Raw genomic sequence first — 4,967 nt, 5'->3', positions numbered from 1 at the left:
GCCTGTTGGCGGCTGTTATCTGGAGTGGTCACAGCACCGCGACTACCTTAGGGCTTGAAGCGGGATTATCTCCCACAGACATTACCGGATTGCGGGTTCTCGTCGCCGGTGGGCTGCTCTGGCCCTATTTGCTGAAGCGACGCAAACGGGTGTACCGGCTCGGTATCTGGCGTTGTTTGCTGCTGATCTGTTGCGTGGGGGTGCCGTATGGTTTTCTCAACAGCGCCGGATTGCAGTTTGCGCCGGTGTCGCATGCCGGGGTGATCTGTCTGGGGCTGGTGCCACTGGCCTCGATGGTGCTGGCACGCGGGGTATTCGGACAGCGGCTGAGTCTGCGGGCACTGCTCAGTATGGCCGTGATGTTGGCTGGCCTGATGATCTTTGCCGCCGGTATCTCTGGTATGGGGACGGGAGTCGCGAATAGCTGGATTGGCGACCTGCTGTTTTTGATCTGTGCCTGCTTGTGGGCGTTGTTTGGTATTTGTGCTGCTCGCTGGCAGGTGCCGTCTTTGCTTGCTGTGGCGATTACCAGCGTGGGCTCGATGCCGTTTGTGGGTTTCTGGCTGGTATTCTGGCCGCCCAATCACTCTGCGATTGCTTTATCAGACTGGGTGTTTCAGGCGTTTTATCAGGGGGTACTGGTCGCGGGTGTTGCCATCTATGCGATCAGCCACGCAGGCGCTGCGTTGGGTGCACAAAAGTCAGCGTTGTTCAGCGCGTTAGCGCCGTGTGGCGCCTCGCTGGTGGGTGGGTGGATCTTGAATCAGCCGGTCAGTGCGATGCAGTGGTTGGGCATCATTGTGGTGACGGTGGGGATGGTACTCGCCATGTTGAGTAAGCCGCTACCTACGGGCACAGTTGTAGATACTCGGATAAAAAGTTCGGGAGGGCCAAATTGCGCGTAGGAGAAAGATCGTAAAATGACTTAGCCGCTAAAGGGTGAGGCGAGAGGGATGTACCGTGTAGTTATCAGGCAGAAGTTGAATAATGTGGTACTGGGGGAATGAAGTCATGCCGGTGAACGGATGACTTCTTCGCTTCTGTCTTTCTAGCCGAGAACGCTTAGGCGCCGCGGACCTCTGCCGGAATCAAACAGACCGGAATGGGTTCTACCTTGTGCTGGTTAGCCCGGTTAAGGCGACGGTAGATCGCCAGCACTTCGCTCTGACGTTCGCTCAGTGTGTTCTCATCGCCAGCAAAATCCATCGCCCATTCCAGCTCTGGATAGGATGCACCGATCTGATCTTCGTCGGTGCGATCATCACCCCAGAGCCCATCGGTGGGCGCGGCCTGCAAAATCGCATCGTTAACGCCCAGCCCTGCACCCAGTGCATAGACCTCGGTTTTGACCAGATCGGCAATCGGGCTCAGGTCGACACCCCCATCACCGTACTTGGTAAAGAAGCCAATTCCGAAATCTTCGACCTTGTTGCCTGTCCCCACGACCAGTGCACTGTTCAGTGCTGCGAAGTAATACAGGGTGCTCATACGGATACGGGCGCGGGTATTCACCAGTGCCATCTGCTCATCCTGACCTTCCTGCAGGTCAGGCAGGGCGGCGCGCATTGTTTCATAGGTCTGCGTCAGTTCGACTTCCACACTGCTGACGTTTGGGTAGTTGGCTTCCAGAAAGTTGATATGTTCCCGGGCACGGGATACTTGTGATTCGTGCTGGTGGATCGGCATCTCAACACACAGCAATGGAAAACCTGTACGGGCAGCCAGAGTGGAGGAGACCGCAGAATCAATACCGCCGGATATGCCAATGACAAAACCTTTGCAGGGTGAATTCTCGATGTAGGACTTTAACCATTGGGTGATATGTTCGCTGACGGCGTTGGTGTTCATTTTTGATTCCTTTTACTTCGGATAACGCACTAGAGATTGAAGCGGCGAAGTGCGCGGCCGATATAATACGATGTGCCCTACAGACTAACGTGAAAACCCACTGAGTCAATCATCAGGCACGGATTCTCATCCGGGATTAGGCAACAGGTTAGAGTGCTAGCCTGACTCGAGTGGATATGCTGTTTTCAAGGAATAACGTATGAGACGTTCGAACACCTATGCCAATGCCGCGTTGACCAGTTTTCTGGGTAATTCCCCCGGTTGGTACAAGCTCACTATCCTGTTTTTCTTAGTACTTAACCCTTTGTTATTGCTTCAATTTGGCCCGGTCGTGACCGCGTGGGCATTAATCTTTGAGTTTATCCTTACCCTGGCGATGGCACTGAGATGCTATCCGCTGCAGCCGGGTGGTTTACTGGCTATCGAGGCCGTTGCTGCGGGCCTGACCCACCCTGAGCAGATTTATGTTGAGATCAGTGACAACCTACCGGTGATTTTACTGCTGATGTTTATGGTGGCCGCTATCTTCTTTATGAAAGATATGCTGCTGTATGTGTTTACCAAATTGCTGATCAAAGTGCGCAACAAGCTGCTGTTGTCACTGCTGTTTAGTTTCTTGGGCGCGCTGTTATCGGCATTTCTGGATGCGCTGACGGTAACCGCAGTGCTGATCAGTGCCGGGGTTGGTTTCTATTCGGTTTATCACCGCGTCGCTTCGGGTAAACGGGCGGCGGAAGAACATGACCATAACAACGATGAATTTCTGCAGGCAGCGCATCGTCATCAATTGCATCAATTCCGTGCGTTCCTACGTAGTTTGTTGATGCACGGGGCCGTGGGGACCGCGCTGGGTGGTGTCAGTACCTTGGTGGGGGAACCGCAGAATCTTCTGATTGGGCAGAAGCTGGGATGGGATTTTGTCGAATTCTTCCTCATGGTCGCGCCAGTTTCGATGACCACGCTGGTGGTCGGAATGTTAACCGTTCTGGTCGTTGAGCGTTTTCGCTGGTTCGGATACGGTGCCACGATTCCTGATCAGGTGTTTGAGATCTTGTATAGCTTTGATCAAAAGGAGCGGGCCAGTCGCAGCAAAAACGATATATTTCGTCTGGCAGTGCAGTTTTTTGGCGCCGTTTTTCTAATTGTGGCGTTGGCCTGTCATCTGGCCGAAGTGGGCATTATCGGTCTGGCGGTGATCATTCTGCTGACCAGCTTTAACGGCGTGATTGAGGAGAAACGGATCGGTAACGCGTTCCAGGAAGGTCTGCCCTTCACCGCGTTGTTGGTGGTGTTCTTCACGATCGTATCGGTGATTCATGACCAGCATTTGTTTACCCCAATCATCGAGTGGGTGCTGAGCAAAGACCTCAACGACCAGCCCGCGATGTTCTTTATTGCCAACGGCCTGCTATCGGCCATCAGCGACAATGTGTTTGTGGCCACGGTGTATATTACCGAGGTGAACGAGGCGTTTCAGGCTGGGCGAATCAGCCGCGAACACTTCGATACACTGGCTGTTGCGATCAACACCGGAACCAACTTACCCAGTGTCGCAACACCAAACGGACAGGCCGCATTCCTCTTCCTGCTGACCTCGGTGATCGCTCCGCTGGTGCGTCTGTCCTACATGCGTATGGTGTATATGGCGCTGCCGTATACCGTGTCACTGAGTGTCAGTGGCCTGCTGGCGGTGATGTTTTTTATATGAGTGAGGGCGAGTAGTAATAATTATGGCTGCTCAGCTCAATGTACCAGCAGCTTTGAGATATCTTCCGGCGAGAGTGGTCGGTTAAACAGGAAGCCTTGCCCCTGATCGCAGCCGATCTGTTGCAGGTATTCATGCTGTGTGTCGGTTTCGATACCTTCAGCCACTACATTGAGGCCCAGGTTGTGGGCCATCAGCACCATGGTGGAGACCAGTTCCTGATCCTGACTACGCTCTGGAATGCCGGATATAAAGCTGCGGTCCACTTTGAGCTGATCCAGCGGTAATCGACTGAGCATACTCAGACTGGAGTAACCGGTACCAAAGTCATCCATGGAGACAGTAATGCCCTTTTGGCGCAAGCGGTTCAAGGGTTCTAACACATCATCGATATTCTGGATGGCGCAACTTTCGGTGATTTCAAGGTCCAGCTTCGTCGGGGGTAATCCCGAGTTGCCCAGTGCTTTCTCAACATCGTCGGCCAGGTCGCGACGGGTGAATTGCTGTGGCGAGACGTTGACCGACATATGCAGATCTTCATAACCGGCATCATGCCACTCTTTACACTGACGACAGGCTTCTTCCAGTGCCCAGGCACCGATTTTACCGATCAGACCCAGCTCTTCGGCGGCAGGGATAAACTGGTCTGGTGGAATAACCCCTTGTTCCCGGTCATTCCAGCGTAGCAGCGCTTCCATCCCGACAATCCGGTTGCTCCCCAGCTCGAGTTTGGGCTGGTATTGCAGAAAGAGTTCGTTATTGCTCAGAGCAGTGTGCAGTCGGCTTTCCAGGCTCAGGCGTTGCATGGAGGTGCGATTCATATCGGCGGAGTAGAGCTGGAAACTATTACGACCATTACTCTTTGCTCGGTACATGGCGGTATCGGCATGTTTTAGCAGCGTATCGCGGTCAGTACCGTCTTCAGGATAGATACTGCATCCCAGACTGGCGGTCAGGTGTAGTTCGTGCCCTGCGACATGGATGCTTTCTTCCAGCGCGCAAAAGATCCGTTGTACCACACGATGGATGGTGTCGGTGTGTTCCATCTCTGTCATTAGAATGATCATTTCGTCGCCACCAATACGCGACACGGTATCACCTTCACGAATACAGCGGCGCAGTCGATCAGCGACTTCGCACAGCACTTCATCACCGACCGAATGCCCAAGGGTATCGTTGATCCGTTTGAACAGATCAAGGTCGATAAATAGCAGGGCCAGGCCGTGTTGCATGCGGTGAGCGGTGGCCATCGCGACATCCAGGCGATCAAACAGCAACTGACGGTTGGGCAGTTTGGTCAGTGGGTCGTAGTAGGCCAGGTTTTCTATGATCGCTTCTGACTTCTTGCGTTCGGTAATATCACTGAAGATGGCGGCATAAAGGCGGCGTTTGTTCCGTGCGTCGTGGACTACGG

At 53.7% G+C, this 4,967-nt stretch carries 4 protein-coding genes; 2 read left to right on the top strand and 2 right to left on the bottom strand.

The genetic code is table 11. The annotated features are described in order from the left end of the window. Positions 1 to 905, top strand: a 905-nt coding sequence (locus ABYW01_RS13950; protein ID WP_372833704.1) for a DMT family transporter, incomplete at its 5' end; no start/stop codon positions are given. A 157-nt stretch (positions 906 to 1,062) separates the two neighbouring features. On the opposite strand, the gene nadE is transcribed toward ABYW01_RS13950, so the two are convergent. Beyond that, on the bottom strand, positions 1,063 to 1,848 hold the full coding sequence (gene nadE / locus ABYW01_RS13945; RefSeq protein ID WP_372833702.1) for an NAD(+) synthase: 786 nt from the start codon (positions 1,846 to 1,848) through the stop codon (positions 1,063 to 1,065). Positions 1,849 to 2,047: 199 nt separating this feature from the next. Between nadE and nhaB the strand changes: the two genes are divergently transcribed. After that, positions 2,048 to 3,556, top strand: coding sequence for a sodium/proton antiporter NhaB (gene nhaB / locus ABYW01_RS13940; protein WP_372833700.1), 1,509 nt, complete (start codon positions 2,048 to 2,050; stop codon positions 3,554 to 3,556). 35 nt (positions 3,557 to 3,591) lie between these two features. Here nhaB and ABYW01_RS13935 read toward each other — a convergent pair. Beyond that, positions 3,592 to 4,967 (bottom strand): putative bifunctional diguanylate cyclase/phosphodiesterase (locus ABYW01_RS13935; protein WP_372833698.1); only part of this gene is annotated, 1,376 nt, incomplete at its 5' end.

It is taken from the genome of Pontibacterium sp., assembly GCF_041587635.1.
Classification (GTDB): Bacteria; Pseudomonadota; Gammaproteobacteria; order Pseudomonadales; family Balneatricaceae; genus Pontibacterium.
The sequence above is the reverse complement of the archived record's forward strand: the minus strand, read 5'-3'. Positions and strand labels throughout refer to the sequence as shown.